Genomic DNA, 12,148 nt, shown 5'->3' on the forward strand with positions numbered 1-12,148 from the left:
AGGGGTCAGGTCAGGCTCCAGGACCAGGTGCCGTCGGCGGTGACGAGGCAGGCGAGGACCAGCACGTCGGTGATGCCCAGGGCGATGGCCAGGCGGGCGCGGCCTGGGCGGGTGGTGCGGCGGTAGAGGGCGAGGGCGCCGAGGACCACGGCGACGGGACCGAGCAGCAGGTTCATCACGAGCAGCCCCACCAGACCGAGCACGAACGCGGTGACGGCCATCGCGTCGGCGTCGCGAGTGCGCGTGCGGGTACGGGTGCGGGAACGGGGCCCCGTACCGGTACGGGGCTCGGTGCGCGGGCTCATCGCAGCCCCCCACGCTCGTGGTGGGGGAGTGCGCTCCGACGCCGGCCGGACAGCCGTTCGCGGGCGGCGAAGAGGGCGAGCCACACGGCGATGGCGAGACCGACGGCCGCGCCGACGGGTACGGGGAGGTGGACCACGGCGCCGAGGATGACGCCGAGCACCAGGAGTGCGCCTACGAGGAAGAGCACGAGAGGTCCTTCCTTTCGGGTAACAGTTGTTCACTGACTACCCGGTTCAGTCCGAGTCATGCTGGCGGCGCACGAGTGTGACGCGGTTGACTGCGCGTCATGAGTCCGTCCACCGGGGTCCGCGAGACCCAGCGCCGCCGCACCCGCCGCGCCCTGCTCGACGCGGCCCTGTCGCTGTTGGAGGAGCGCAGCCTGGGCAGTCTCGGACTCCGGGAGGTGACCCGGGCCGCGGGAGTCGCTCCCACCGCCTTCTACCGGCACTTCCGGGACATGGGTGAGCTCGGGACGGCGCTGGTCGAGGAAGCACTGGCCAGTCTCCACACGACGGTGCGGGACGTCCTCGCCGCCACCGGCGACTCCGAGCGGCGCGGCGAGGCCGCGGTGCGCCTCGTCGCCGAGCTGGTCCGCACCCGGCCCGCGCACGTCCGTTTCCTGGTCCGCGAGCGCCACGGCGGGGTCGCGGCGGTGCGCGAGGCCATCGCGGACCAGCTGGACGTGTTCGCCGAGGAGACCGGAGCCGCCCTCGCGGCCGACCCGGTGAGCGCGGGCTGGGCCGGGCAGGACGTGACGATGCTGTCGCGGCTCCTGGTTGACCACATGTTCATGACGGCCTCGGCGTTCCTCGCCGCCACCCTGCGCGGCGAGGACTGGACGGCCGCCACCCGTACGGCCCTCGGCCAGCTCCGCCTCATCCACCTCGGGCGCGTGCACTGGCCGGGGTGAGCCGGACCTCAACCGCCCGTCTCCCGTACCGGCTTCTGCTGTGGCTGTGGCTGTGGCTGCGGCTTCGGCTTCGGCTTTGGCTTCGGCGCCCGCCGCCCCGGCCGGGGGCCGTGCCCCGCCTCAGCGGTCCCCGACGGCTCGCCGGCGCAGGGCGGGATCGGTCAGCGCCACCGGCCGCCACGCGCCGTCGGGCTGGTACAGGTTGGTGCCCGGCGGCACGATCTCGTCGATCCGGTCCAGCGTCGCGTCGTCCGGCACCACCGCCACCCCCTTCAGCAGGGACTCCAACTGCTCCATGGTCCGCGGCCCGACGATCACGGAGGTGACCGCCGGGTGCACCAGCGGGAAGGCCACCGCCAGTTCCGGCAGCGTGCAGCCGGACTCCGCCGCCAGATCGATGAGTTCCCCGGCCGCCGCGAGCTTCGCCGCATTCCCCGGTACCGCCGGATCGAACCGCGCCGGCGTCAGCGCCGCACGGCCGCGGCTCAGGTCGACCTCCCGCCCGGCCCGGTACTTCCCGCTGAGGAACCCCGAAGCCAGCGGACTCCACGTCAGCACCCCCATCCCGTACCGGCGGGCCACCGGCAGCACGTCCTTCTCCACCCCGCGCGCCAGGATCGAGTACGGCGGCTGCTCGGTCCGGAACCTGGCCAGACCCCGCCGCTCGGACACGTGGTGCGCCTCGGCGATCTCCTCGGCCGGGAAGGTGGAACAGCCGAAGGCACGGAGCTTGCCCGCCCGCACCAGGTCGCCCAGCACGCCGAGGGTTTCCTCGATGTCCGTCCGCGGGTCCGGCCGGTGCACCTGGTAGAGGTCGATCACATCGGTACCCAGCCGGGTCAGACTGTCCTCGACCGCCCGGGTCAGCCAACGCCGCGAGTTGCCACGGCGGTTGCGCCCCTCACCCATCGGGAAGTGCCCCTTCGTCGCGAGCACCACCTCGTCGCGCCGCCTCCCGCGCAGCGCCTTGCCCACGATGGTCTCGGACTCGCCGGCCGAGTACATGTCGGCGGTGTCCACGAAGTTGATGCCGGCGTCCAGGGCCGCGTGGATGATCCGTACGCAGTCCTCGTGGTCGGGGTTGCCGACCGCCCCGAACATCATCGTGCCCAGACACTGCACACTCACTTCGAGCCCGGTGCCGCCCAGAAACCTGTATCGCATCGTCATACCGGCGGACCCTACGAGCTGGAGCGCACTCCAGCGCAACCCCGGGTGCCGGGGCACCCGCACCCGGCGCAGGAGGAACGAGGACCTCGCACGAGCAGCGACGGCCATGCCGAGCCGGGGGCGGGCTCGGGGCTCCGCCGAGGAGCGTCCGGGGAGGGGACGGTGGCGATCCCGCCCGCCGGGACCGTCAGCCTCCGGCGGCCGCCGTGCGGGCCCGTACCTCCTCCGGGGTGAGGTAGTGGTCCGTGTACTCGAAGTCGCGCAGCGTCCCCGGCTTGTACGTCTGGAAGCCGGTCCGGACGAAGTCGTCGCCGGCCACGGCGTTCAGGAGCCAGTTCGTCATCACCCGCGTCTTCGCGGCGCCGGTGCGCAGCGCCGCCCAGTGGTAGCCGCGGGCCACGGCCTGGGCGGGCATGCCGCGCAGGCCGATGCCGAGCGGCCGGGAGACGCCGTCGCGGCCTCCGAGGTCCACGACCAGTCCGAGGTCCTTGTGGACGTAACGGCGCAGCGGCGTGCCCCGCAGGGTGGCGACGACGTTGTCGGCGGCGACCCTGCCCTGCCGCTCGGCGTGCTGCGCGGTGGGCGGGCAGACCGCTCCGTCCCCGCCGCCGGCGAGGTCGGGCACGGCGGCCGCGTCCCCGAGTGCGAACGCGCCGTCCGCGCCCGGCACCCGCAGGTCCGCAGCGACGACGAGCCGGCCGCTCTTGGCCGTCTCGGCGCCGAGCGTGGCGATGAGGGGGCTCGCGGCGACGCCGGCGGTCCAGATGAGGGTGCGGCAGGGCAGCACGCGCCCGTCGGTGAGGGTGACGTCCTCCGCGCCCGCCTTGGCGACGGAGACGCCGAGCGAGACCTGGATGCCGCGGCGGCGCAGCACGTCGAGGGCGGCCAGGCCCAGCCGGTCGCCGAGTTCGGGCATCAGCTTGGGTGCCACGTCCACGAGGTGCCAGGTGATCTCGCGCCGGTCCAGCCGGGGGTAGCGGGCGACGGCGTTCGTGGTGAGCCGCTCCAGCGAGGCGGCCGTCTCGGTGCCCGCGTAACCGCCGCCCACCACGACGAAGCAGAGCCGGGAGGCCCGTTCCGGCGAGCCCGGTGCGGCGGCGTCGGCCAGGTCGAGCTGGGCGATCACGTGGTCGCGCAGGTGGGCCGCCTCGGCGAGCGTCTTCATGCCGCGGCCGTGCTCCGCCAGGCCCGGGATGTCGAAGGTGCGGGTCACACTCCCCGGCGCCAGCACCAGGTGGTCGTAGGGCTGGTCCACCAGCTCCCCGGTGATCTTCCGGATGACGCAGACCTTGGCACGGGTGTCGACCCCCACGGCCCCGCCGGGCACGATCCGGGTCCGGTGGCGGCGGCTGCGGCGCAGCGACACCGCCACGGACTGGGGGGTGAGCACCCCGGAGGCCACCTGCGGCAGCAGGGGCAGGTAGAGCTGGTAGGAGAACGGAGTGACCAGCAGGATCTCCGCCTCCCCGGGTGTCAGCGTCCGCTCCAGGCGGCGTACGCAGGCGACGCCGGCGAAGCCCGCGCCGACGACCACGATCCTCGGTCGCGCCATGGTGTCCGTCCCTTCTCGGGTGTACGGGTCCCCGTCGCACCTTCCCCGGCAGGCCGTTCCATGCACTCGAAAGTCGGTACGGATGTCTGCGCAGGCCCCGGACGGCCCTCAGGCGAGCCTGCGGCGTCGCAGAACGAGCAGGCCGGTGGTGTTTCCGCGGGCAGCGGGTCCGCATCCGGTGTCCGGGCGGGTTTCCACGGCGGGCGGAGGAACGTCAAGTCCCGAGGATCAGGGACGTGACCCGCCACCGGACCACCGGGCCCAATGGAGACACGGGCCCGGCACGGGCCCACCGGACAGACCGGACCGATGGCACCCGCCATCGCCACTTCAAGGAGACATCCCATGACCCGTACGACCCTGACCCAGCGCCTCGCCCTCCTCGGCGCCTGCGGTGCCCTCGCCGCCGGCGGAGCCCTGCTTCCCTCCACCGCCCTCGCCGCCCCCGCAACGCCGCAGGTGGCGGCCGCACAGACGATCCAAGAACACCCGGCCCACGAACGCCCGGACCACGAGGCAGGCGCCAGGACAGTGGTGAAGACCAAGATCACGATCAGTCAGCGCACCCTGAGTGACGGGCGGGTCAAGGTGGTCACGGTCAAGACGATCACCAAGATCACCAAGGACCACCACGGCAAGGTCGTCAAGAAGTCGGTCAAGACCACCACGACCGTGAAGATCCGTCCGGCCCCCGACGACGACTGAGCCGGACGGGAACCGGGCAGGGCGCGGCGCTCGTACACCGCCCGCCTGCCCCGTACCCGCGACGGCCGTCAGCCGAAGCGCCCCTGACTACCCCGTTCGAGGGAAGCGGGGCGCTTCGGCCAAGCCTGCGGCAGGGCGGCGGCGAAGACGCCACGTGAGGCAGCCCCGACGGCGTCGTGCCGCGGCTGCCCCACCGGACTCGCGGGCCTTCCGCGAGTCCGAGGCAAGGCAGCTCAGAGGAGGCAGTTCACATGGTTCGTGTGCGACGAGGACTGGCAGTGGCGCTCATGGCCGGCGCGGTGGTGGCGGGCGGTGCTTCGATGGCCGCCGCCGATGCGGGCGCGCAGGGGGTGGCGGCGTACTCGCCGGGCGTCGGCTCGGGCAACCTGATCCAGGTGCCCATCCACATCCCCGTCAACGCCTGCGGCAACACCGTCAGCGTCATCGGGCTGCTGAACCCGGCGTTCGGCAACACCTGCGTCAACGCCTGACCGGCGCAGCCGTGGATCCCGGTCCGTAGCCCGGACGACGGGGCGGCGCGGACCGGTGACCCGCCCGGACGAAGATCCGGGCGGGTCGGCTGTGGGTGGCTGTCGGTCGGCGCGGCCACCCACAGCTCTTTCCCGTCCGTGCTCCCTACTGCCGCCACCGCCGCAGCGTCCCGGCGACGCTGACGGACACTCCCGACGGCGATGGCGCCAGCCGAGACCCTGCGGTCGACCACCCGCACCCTGGAACACGGCCCGGCCGGGGACCACTGCGCAGCCGTGCGGCCCGCATCACGTCAGGCCGACGGTGGAAGAGGGCCCTGCGTGAGGATCCGGGCCGCGGCGAACTCCTCGCGCCAGGCCTCCTCGGCCAGCTCCAGGTATCCGTACGCGTCCTCGCCGACCGGGATCCGCAGCGGCGTGGGGCCCTCGGCCGCGACGATGCCGAGAACCCGCGCGGCGAAGTCCTCGGGACGCCCGGTCTCCGGGTTGTCCGCGAGGCCCCGCGCGCCTTCGAGCATCTCGCGGTTGGTCACGTCGTAGGCCGGGATCCGCCGGTGCGTCTGCGTCATGGACGTGCCGTAGCGCGTGGCGAACATGCCCGGCTCGATCACCGTGACGCGGATGCCGTGCGGGGCGCCCTCGACGGCCAGGGCCTGGCTCATGCCCTCCAGGGCGTGCTTGCCGGCGACATAGGCGGCCAGACCCGGGAACGCCATGCGGCCGACGATGGAGGAGACGTTGACGATGTGACCGTGCCCCTGGGCCCGCATCAGCGGCAGGACGAGCCGGGCGAGCCGCCACGGGCCCACCACCAGGGTCTCCAACTGGTCGCGCAGCTCGGCGTCCGAAACCTCCTCGACCGCGCCGAACAGCCCGATGCCCGCGTTGTTGACGAGGACGTCGATGCCGCCCAGCCGGTCGGCGGCACGACGCACGGCCTCCTCGCAGGAGGCGGCGTCCCGCAGTTCGAGCGGGACCGGCACGATGCGGCCCGGCCAGGCGGCGGCGAGGTCCTCCAGGTCGGCGGTCTTGCGTGCGGTGACCGCCACCTCGTGCCCGGCCCGCGCCGCGGCCGTGGCCAGCGCCTGTCCGAGCCCTGAGGAGCATCCCGTGACCAGCCAGCGTCGTCCCATCGTTCCCCCGTGACCGTCGAGCCGCTTTCGGACTGTGGTGGTTCCGGTCATGGTCCTGGCGCACGGGCACGCGGTCATCCCTCCCGCAGGGGGCGTGCGGAGGCGCGCGGGCGCATGTACGGGCGCGCACGCGCGCGGCCCGCCCGCACCGCGGCCACCGCAGGCCCGGCCCTCAGACGGCTTCGGTCGCGAAGAGCTCCAGGTGAGAGCAGTGGGGGCAGCGGTACGCCTCGATACGGCGCCGGGGCCGGCCCAGCCGTTTGGCACCCCCGAACAGGCCGCGTTCCAGCGGCCCGGCGATCCAGCGGGCGTACCCCCGGGCCCCCTCGCCCGCGTCCTCGACGAAACCCGGCTCCAGGCCGACACCACCGCAGTACGTACACCTCATCGAATCCACCGGATGAGTGTACGAACCACCCGGCGTCTGCGGCAGTTGAGCGAGCACCGGCGCCCCCCCCGAAAGCGGTGGGCGCAGGCCGCTCCTCTACCCGGTCGGCGTCGTCTTGGCCCGGTAGTCCTCGATCAGCGCCTCCATGCCGGTCAGGCCGGCGTCCAGGCCGAGTTGGCGGAGCCAGTCGTCCACCTGTTCCTGGCGCTCGGCGGTGACACGCAGGTCCAGGGCGGGGTTGGCGCGGAAGATGCCGCCGGCCGACGCACCGGCGTCCGGGATCTCCGTCAGCCCGTCGGGGTGAAGCAGCTCCTTGACCTGCCGGTCCGCGACGAGGTGGAGCTCGCGAGGCTGGGCCACCAGCGTGGTGTCGATGTCCGTGATGCGGGCGATCTCCGTGACGACCTCGGGGTCGACAGCGGTCCGCAGGAGGCCGTCGAGCAGGTCCGCCAGGTTCGGCACCGGATACCGGTACTCCAGACCGCTCTCGATGCTGTCGGCGTACCGCCGCACCCGGGCGATGACGTCGATGGTGACGTTCGCGGTCAGAGCCGTTGAGACGGAGCCGTAGACCTCGGGCAGGTCGACCGTCACGACGGCCTCGACGGGGTTCGGCACCGGGGCACGGCTGATCGCCTGGAACACCAGCCTGGCCGTCCGGGACCTGTTGTGCCCGAGCGGCCTGAAGCCCACGAACTGGTCGAACGATCCCTGCCCGAGGGTTTGCAGGGCGCTGGGGAAGGCCGAGTCGTTCAGGGCTTTCGCGAGCGAAAGGACGGACCGCTCCGACAGCGGGCGCCAGACGCCGGCCTCGCCCATCGGCAGGTTGATGCCGGAGCGGAGAATGAAGTCCTCGGTGTACTCGCCGCCCTCGGCCTGGCCCAGACGCGGGGTCATGACATGCTGCCCCGTCGGCAACACCCCTGCAGAGGGCTCCTCGCGGGCGAGCCTGAGGAGCCGTTCCCGGTCGGCGGTGGAGTTCTGCCCGCTCAGCCGGATCGGCGCCTTCATGTCCATCAGCAAGGGCCGCGGGGCGGTGTTGGGGTCGACCCGGATGACCACCACGCTGCGCCCGGAGTCGTCGTCGAACGGGACGGTGATGAAGGTCGGCTCCCAGGGCGGGTCGAACTTCTCGCTGCAGGTGCTGGCGATCTTGTCGATCGTCGCCTGGGCGTCGACGCCGACGACCCGCTCGACGCCCGGCTCGACCTTGTCGTTGATGCCCACCAGGATCGTGCCGCCGTAGGTGTTGGCCATCGCCGCGATGGTCTTCACCAGGCTGATGGAGTACTCGCGCTTGAACTCCAGCGTCAGGCTCTCCACCTGGTCCGGCCGTGCCGCGAAAGCACGGATGCGCTCGATCGTCAGATCCGCCGCCGGTGCGGTGAACAGGGAGTTGGTCACCCCCTCATGGTCCACCAACGGCCGTCTTCCCACACCGAAATTCCGCAGGGCCGTGATCCCCGTACGCCTGTTCGGCAGCAGCCGGCACGCCACTTGGCCAGTGCGCGGCGCAGCGCCCGGGTCGGAAGCGGAGCGTGATCTTCGGTATCCGTAGGGTCGTGGGGCGCGGGCAGGGGATCAAGGGTGCCCTATCCGGACCTTAAGGGACGGATAACAGCGAGCCCGCAGCCCCTCTGAGGCCCGTTCGGGCCGCGAACCGCGCTTAGTGTCACGGGTGTTGACCGAGGCACTTCCGATGCTGCCGCTGCACCGGCGGATCGGCTCTACCAAGAGGTTTCTGATGTCCCGAAAGCGAATTGCCCTGGCCTGCGCGGCCGTGGTCGTCGGAGTCGGCTCCGTCGTCATCCCCGTGGCCGCCAACGCGGGAGAGGAGGAGGGCGGACTCGGCGCCGCCTGCCGCGTCGCCGACCAGGCCACCGTGTGGTGGGCCTCCGGCGAGGTCTCCCTGTCCAACAAGGGGGACCGTCCCGTGCGGGACTGGACCGCCGAGTTCGACGTGTCGCAGGGGCAGGTCACCCTCGACAACCCCTGGGCGTACGAACTGCGCCAGGTCGGCAAGCACGTCACCGTCAAGCCGATCGCCGACCGCGCCGACGTCGCCGCCAAGGGCAACCGGGCCGTCAAGGTCGGGATCAACCCTGCCGGCAAGGGCATACCCAAGATCACCGGATGCCGTGTGAACGGCGCGTCGGACAGCGGGAGCGACACCGGCACGAACACGGCCGTACCCGCCGACAGCGGCTCCTTCGTCAAGGACCACACCGCCGTCCACCTGATGTGGAAGCCGCCGGTCGGCGGGGCCGAAGTCGTGCGCTACGAGGTCTTCCAGGACGGCAAGCAGGTCAAGACCGTCAAGGACACGATGACGGACGTCGAGAAGCTGGCCCCTGCCACCCGCTACACGTTCAAGGTCCGCGCCGTCCGCGCCGACGGCCGCACCACCGGCTTCAGCAAGGACATCGTGCTCACCACGCTCGCGGCGCCCGGCCAGGACAAGGCGAAGCCGGTCATCCCCGCGGACCTGGAGGCGACGGCCTCCGGCCCGTACCAGGCCTCGCTGCGCTGGCGCGCGGCGACCGACGACGTCGCCGTCACCGGCTACCGCATCTACCGCGACGGCGCGAAGGTCCAGGAGGCGGACGCCAAGGCCACCTCGGTCACCGTCTCCGGCCTGACCGCGAGCACCACCCACCGCTTCAAGGTCACCGCGGTCGACGCCTCCGGCAAGGAGTCCGACCCGACCCGCGAAGCACAGGTGACGACCACCGCGGCCCCCGACGGCAACGGCGGCAAGGCCGCCCCCGGCGACTTCGCCGCCACCACCGCCACGAAGCAGGACGGCGGTGTCACCCAGCACTACCTGAACCTCGCCTGGTCCGTCCCGCAGGGCGTCGGCCAGATCAGCACCTACCAGGTCTACCTGAACGGCAAGCCCGCCCAGACCTTCATGTGGGGCACCGGCGACCCGGTCCTGCCGGTGCCGACGACGAAGGCCTCGCGCGAGGTGCTCGTCGGCGCCCATCCCGGCTCGACGTACACCGTGAAGATCCGGGCGCGGCTCGGCGACGGCACGTGGGGCGCGTTCTCCCGCGAGCTGACCGTGAAGACGGGCGGCTGACCGCGCCCGCCTGCCGCCCCACGCGCACGACCGACCCCATGACCAGGAGCGTCCCCCTCATGAGTACGACCCGCCCCACCGCCACGACGTCCCCCGACCCGGCCCGGCCCCCGGCCCGCCGCACCGCCCTGCTGCGCCTCACCGCGCTCGTGGCCCTCCCCCTCGCCGTGACCACCCTCGGCTCCGCGCCCGCCTCCGCACACGGCTCCACCGCCGACCCGGTGAGCCGCAGCCTGGCCTGCACCAAGAACCCGAAGGCGAGCGAGGCCTGCCGGCTCGCCCTCGCCCAGAGCCCCGGCATCCCCGGCGACTGGAAGTCGATCGTCCAGGGCCGCGCCATCGACCACAGCACCCCGACCTCCTCCCCGCAGCACCGGGCCCGCATAGCCGACGGCAAGCTGTGCAGCGCCGGCAACGAGCAGTTCTCCGGCCTGGACCTGGCGCGGGACGACTTCCCCTCGACGACACTGCCCGGCGGCGCCGAGTACGACCTCCGCTACGACATCAGCGCGCTGCACAACCCGTACCGCATGGAGATGTACGTCACCAAGGACGGCTACGACCCGAAGAAGCCGCTGAAGTGGTCCGACCTGGAGGACACCCCCTTCCTCAGCGCCGACAACACCGCGGCCACGGCCGCCCCCTCGGGCTTCCTCGGCGCCAAGGCGTTCACGTTCAAAACGGTGCTCCCGGAAAAGAAGGGCAAGCACCTGATCTACACGATCTGGCACGGGCTGAAGCGGCCCGACGGCTCCTTCCAGAGCGAGGAGGCCTTCTACTCCTGCTCGGACGTCACCTTCAAGTAGGCGGACGCCGACAGGTCCCGCGCCCCGGGCCCGGGTACCCCTCCCTCGGGCTCGGGGCCGTGCGTCTCAGGCGTCGTCGGTCTCCGCGTTGTGCGTCGTGCGTCGTGCGTCGTGCGGCGTACGGAGGCGGCTCGTGCACCGGACCGGGTGTTCGGGGTGGGGCCGCAGCCGGCCCGGGTTGTGCCGTCTGCGGCCCCGGTGGCCCTAGATCAGCGGTTCGGGGGCGGCGGCGCGGGGAGGGTCAGGGCAGGAGTACGGCCTTGCCCCGGTTGCGGTGGGCTTCCACGTCGGCGTGGGCCTGCGCGGCCTGTGCCAGAGGATAGGTGCGCCAGACCGGCACGGTGAGCTCGCCGGCCGCGGCCAGCTCCACCAGCTCCTGCAGTACGTGCCCGCTCTGGTCGGCGCTGCCCGCGCTGAAGCGCACGCCGTGCTGCCGGGCGGCCATGTCGGCGATGGTGATGACGCTGTCCGCGTCGCCGGTCAGGGCGACCGAGTCGCCGAGAACGCCGGCCCCGGAGGCGTCGAACACGAGGTCGACTCCGCCCGGCGCTGCGGCCCTCACCCGTTCCAGCCAGCCTTCGCCGTAGCGGACGGCCGTTGCGCCGCACGCGGTGACGCGCTCCACGTCGCGCTCGGCGGCGGTGCCGATGACGGTGACGCCGCGGGCGACGGCCAGCTGTACGGCGATGAAGCCGACACTGCCGGCCGCCCCGTGGACGAGCAGGGTCCGGCCAGGCTCCACACCCAGCTGGCCGAGGACGCGGTGCGCGGTCTGGCCGACCGTGACCAGCGAGGCGGCCGTCTCCCACGACACGGCCTCGGGCTTGGCCACCGGGCGTTCCAGCAGGGCGTACTCGCTGTAGCTGCCGCCGACCGCCGCTCCGAGGACGTCGTCGCCCACGGCTGCGCCCGCCCCCTCGCCGACGGCGTCGACGACCCCGGCCGCGTCCAGGCCCGGGATCACCGGGAACCGGGCGGGGGAGACCTCGGCCATCAGGCCGGAGCGGATCTTGATGTCGAGCGGATTCACGGAGGCGGCCCGCACCTTGATCCGGACTTGGCCCGGGCCCGGCTGCGGCGGTGCGACCTCGGTCGGCCGCAGAACCTCGGACGAGCCGTACTCGGAGAAAGTGATTGCAGTGGACATCGGGAACTCCCAGGTGGAGACGGGGGGTAGGAAACCGGCACGCTGTGCCTCACTGTGCGCTCACCAGGGTGGTCACGAGGCGCGGCCGCGCCGACGGGCTCGCCGCTCAGGCGCCCAGAGTGGGGTAGTCGGTGTAGCCGCGGTGGTCGCCGCCGTAGAACGTGGCCGCGTCCGGGGCGTTGAACGGGCCGCCGGCGGCCAGGCGCGCCGGCAGTCGTCGGCACGGGGTGCCGTCACCTTCTGGACCGGATCGGAGGGCCCGGTGCCCGACGGGCGGGAACATTCCGGTTTGGTTGACCGTTCATGCACGTGTGGGATGCGGGAAGGGACTGTGTCCCCGGGCCCGACCAATGCCTGCGGGGAAGATCGTTCGGCTGAAGCCCCTCAGAGCCCTCCGCCGCGAGGCGACCACCCTTCCCGCCCACACCCTGACCGCCCCGCCCGGCACCCCCCCCCGC

At 72.7% G+C, this 12,148-nt stretch carries 13 protein-coding genes and 1 pseudogene; 5 read left to right on the forward strand and 9 right to left on the reverse strand.

Going from position 1 to position 12,148, the window contains the following annotated elements; all coding sequences use genetic code 11:
- Window positions 1-5: 5 nt before the first annotated feature.
- Complete coding sequence (locus IG86_RS0134005; RefSeq protein WP_030832039.1) at window positions 6-305, reverse strand: hypothetical protein; 300 nt, start codon at window positions 303-305, stop codon at window positions 6-8.
- Window positions 302-493 (reverse strand): hypothetical protein, encoded by a 192-nt coding sequence (locus tag IG86_RS0134010; RefSeq protein ID WP_030832036.1) that lies wholly within the window; start codon window positions 491-493, stop codon window positions 302-304. Before IG86_RS0134010 ends, IG86_RS0134005 begins: the two co-directional genes overlap by 4 nt.
- A 99-nt stretch (window positions 494-592) precedes the next feature.
- Here IG86_RS0134010 and IG86_RS0134015 point away from each other — a divergent pair, with 99 nt between their 5' ends.
- Window positions 593-1,216 carry a TetR family transcriptional regulator gene (locus IG86_RS0134015; RefSeq protein ID WP_030902125.1) on the forward strand — a complete coding sequence of 208 codons (624 nt, stop codon included), beginning with the start codon at window positions 593-595 and terminating at the stop codon, window positions 1,214-1,216.
- A gap of 120 nt (window positions 1,217-1,336) precedes the next feature.
- Here the strand turns inward: IG86_RS0134015 and IG86_RS0134020 are convergent, their stop codons facing one another.
- Window positions 1,337-2,380 carry an aldo/keto reductase gene (locus tag IG86_RS0134020; RefSeq protein WP_030832031.1) on the reverse strand — a complete coding sequence of 348 codons (1,044 nt, stop codon included), beginning with the start codon at window positions 2,378-2,380 and terminating at the stop codon, window positions 1,337-1,339.
- A 193-nt stretch (window positions 2,381-2,573) separates the two neighbouring features.
- Window positions 2,574-3,938 (reverse strand): NAD(P)/FAD-dependent oxidoreductase, encoded by a 1,365-nt coding sequence (locus IG86_RS0134025; protein WP_030832029.1) that lies wholly within the window; start codon window positions 3,936-3,938, stop codon window positions 2,574-2,576.
- 345 nt (window positions 3,939-4,283) lie between these two features.
- On the opposite strand from IG86_RS0134025, the gene IG86_RS0134030 reads away from it, so the two are divergent.
- The gene (locus IG86_RS0134030; protein WP_030832026.1) at window positions 4,284-4,643 is read left to right on the forward strand and encodes a hypothetical protein; all 360 of its coding nucleotides are present in this window, start codon (window positions 4,284-4,286) and stop codon (window positions 4,641-4,643) included.
- Between the two features lie 251 nt (window positions 4,644-4,894).
- Window positions 4,895-5,134, forward strand: a complete 240-nt coding sequence (locus IG86_RS0134035) for a chaplin (RefSeq protein ID WP_030832023.1) — start codon at window positions 4,895-4,897, stop codon at window positions 5,132-5,134.
- Window positions 5,135-5,427: 293 nt separating this feature from the next.
- Here IG86_RS0134035 and IG86_RS0134040 read toward each other — a convergent pair whose 3' ends face one another.
- The 3 genes from IG86_RS0134040 to IG86_RS41800 form a co-directional block, all read right to left on the reverse strand.
- Entirely contained in the window at window positions 5,428-6,267 is an 840-nt protein-coding gene (locus IG86_RS0134040; RefSeq protein ID WP_030832020.1) for an SDR family oxidoreductase, read from the reverse strand.
- Window positions 6,268-6,439: 172 nt separating this feature from the next.
- Window positions 6,440-6,655: a hypothetical protein gene (locus IG86_RS0134045; protein WP_037698246.1), complete on the reverse strand. Its 216-nt coding sequence runs from the start codon at window positions 6,653-6,655 to the stop codon at window positions 6,440-6,442.
- 96 nt (window positions 6,656-6,751) lie between these two features.
- Window positions 6,752-8,059 carry an AlbA family DNA-binding domain-containing protein gene (locus IG86_RS41800; protein WP_167751181.1) on the reverse strand — a complete coding sequence of 436 codons (1,308 nt, stop codon included), beginning with the start codon at window positions 8,057-8,059 and terminating at the stop codon, window positions 6,752-6,754.
- 340 nt (window positions 8,060-8,399) lie between these two features.
- Here IG86_RS41800 and IG86_RS41805 point away from each other — a divergent pair, with 340 nt between their 5' ends.
- Complete coding sequence (locus tag IG86_RS41805) at window positions 8,400-9,737, forward strand: fibronectin type III domain-containing protein (protein WP_167751182.1); 1,338 nt, start codon at window positions 8,400-8,402, stop codon at window positions 9,735-9,737.
- Between the two features lie 59 nt (window positions 9,738-9,796).
- Window positions 9,797-10,543 carry a lytic polysaccharide monooxygenase auxiliary activity family 9 protein gene (locus tag IG86_RS0134060; RefSeq protein WP_051785561.1) on the forward strand — a complete coding sequence of 249 codons (747 nt, stop codon included), beginning with the start codon at window positions 9,797-9,799 and terminating at the stop codon, window positions 10,541-10,543.
- Window positions 10,544-10,784: 241 nt separating this feature from the next.
- On the opposite strand, the gene IG86_RS0134065 is transcribed toward IG86_RS0134060, so the two are convergent.
- Together IG86_RS0134065 and IG86_RS44055 are read right to left on the reverse strand one after the other, a co-directional pair.
- Window positions 10,785-11,690: an NADP-dependent oxidoreductase gene (locus IG86_RS0134065; protein WP_030902129.1), complete on the reverse strand. Its 906-nt coding sequence runs from the start codon at window positions 11,688-11,690 to the stop codon at window positions 10,785-10,787.
- Window positions 11,691-11,796: 106 nt separating this feature from the next.
- Window positions 11,797-11,904: pseudogene (locus IG86_RS44055) on the reverse strand (alkene reductase); the annotation flags it as partial.
- Window positions 11,905-12,148 lie beyond the last annotated feature (244 nt).

Origin of the sequence: Streptomyces virginiae (assembly GCF_000720455.1) — a bacterium.
Lineage (GTDB): Bacteria > Actinomycetota > Actinomycetes > Streptomycetales > Streptomycetaceae > Streptomyces > Streptomyces virginiae.

Bases quoted from the DNA above. Each gene is read 5' to 3' on its own strand.
- IG86_RS0134005 (WP_030832039.1), bottom strand. From the start codon at position 305: ATGAGCCCGCGCACCGAGCCCCGTACCGGTACGGGGCCCCGTTCCCGC.
- IG86_RS0134015 (WP_030902125.1), top strand. From the start codon at position 593: ATGAGTCCGTCCACCGGGGTCCGCGAGACCCAGCGCCGCCGCACCCGC.
- IG86_RS0134020 (WP_030832031.1), bottom strand. From the start codon at position 2,380: ATGCGATACAGGTTTCTGGGCGGCACCGGGCTCGAAGTGAGTGTGCAG.
- IG86_RS0134025 (WP_030832029.1), bottom strand. From the start codon at position 3,938: ATGGCGCGACCGAGGATCGTGGTCGTCGGCGCGGGCTTCGCCGGCGTC.
- IG86_RS0134030 (WP_030832026.1), top strand. From the start codon at position 4,284: ATGACCCGTACGACCCTGACCCAGCGCCTCGCCCTCCTCGGCGCCTGC.
- IG86_RS0134035 (WP_030832023.1), top strand. From the start codon at position 4,895: ATGGTTCGTGTGCGACGAGGACTGGCAGTGGCGCTCATGGCCGGCGCG.
- IG86_RS0134040 (WP_030832020.1), bottom strand. From the start codon at position 6,267: ATGGGACGACGCTGGCTGGTCACGGGATGCTCCTCAGGGCTCGGACAG.
- IG86_RS0134045 (WP_037698246.1), bottom strand. From the start codon at position 6,655: ATGAGGTGTACGTACTGCGGTGGTGTCGGCCTGGAGCCGGGTTTCGTC.
- IG86_RS41805 (WP_167751182.1), top strand. From the start codon at position 8,400: ATGTCCCGAAAGCGAATTGCCCTGGCCTGCGCGGCCGTGGTCGTCGGA.
- IG86_RS0134060 (WP_051785561.1), top strand. From the start codon at position 9,797: ATGAGTACGACCCGCCCCACCGCCACGACGTCCCCCGACCCGGCCCGG.
- IG86_RS0134065 (WP_030902129.1), bottom strand. From the start codon at position 11,690: ATGTCCACTGCAATCACTTTCTCCGAGTACGGCTCGTCCGAGGTTCTG.